The sequence below is a fragment of the Paenibacillus sp. GCM10023252 genome (assembly GCF_042653305.1).
Taxonomy (GTDB): Bacteria; Bacillota; Bacilli; order Paenibacillales; family Paenibacillaceae; genus Pristimantibacillus.
In genome coordinates this window covers 1-596 of record NZ_JBHSHW010000035.1, presented here as the reverse complement: position 1 = coordinate 596, position 596 = coordinate 1, and the positions used below count along the sequence as shown (strand labels likewise).

2 tRNA genes and 1 rRNA gene are annotated in these 596 nt (G+C 50.0%); all 3 read right to left on the bottom strand.

Features of this window, described 5'->3' with window-relative positions:
- Positions 1-202: 202 nt before the first annotated feature.
- A tRNA-Ala gene (locus ACFO9Q_RS19865) sits at positions 203-278 on the bottom strand.
- Between the two features lie 28 nt (positions 279-306).
- Positions 307-383: transfer RNA gene (locus tag ACFO9Q_RS19860), tRNA-Ile, on the bottom strand.
- Between the two features lie 51 nt (positions 384-434).
- A 5S ribosomal RNA gene (gene rrf, locus ACFO9Q_RS19855) occupies positions 435-551 on the bottom strand.
- Positions 552-596: the final 45 nt, after the last annotated feature.

The following is a 596-nucleotide window of genomic DNA, read 5'->3' as shown; positions in this document are numbered from 1 at the left end:
AGAAGAGCACAATGGTGGGGGAAAAGGAGCAAAAGGCCGCATCAACTCGAGTCACCCTTCGCTTACAATTAAAGATCGTAAGATTTAAGGATGTTTCAGCATTTCATTCTTTCGCTATCCAGTTTTCAAGGAACAATAGTTTTCGCTGCGCTTGTCTGAACAAGTTCAGACTTTAAGAGCAAAGAAAAAGATAAAACATAATTGGTGGAGCCAAGCGGGATCGAACCGCTGACCTCCTGCTTGCAAGGCAGGCGCTCTCCCAGCTGAGCTATGGCCCCATAAATGGGATCACATATCATGTGATAATGGTGGGCCTTAGTGGACTCGAACCACCGACCTCACCCTTATCAGGGGTGCGCTCTAACCAGCTGAGCTAAAGGCCCATACGTTCTATTCGGTTGGAACACCAATATAATAAGTGCATTGCTGCACCCGCTTGGCGACGTCCTACTCTCCCAGGACCCTGCGGTCCAAGTACCATCGGCGCTGGAGGGCTTAACGGTCGTGTTCGAGATGGGAACGCGTGGTCCCCCTCCGCCATCGCCACCAAACGGATGTGGATGAAAGATTGCTCTTTCAAAACTGACAACGAGTGA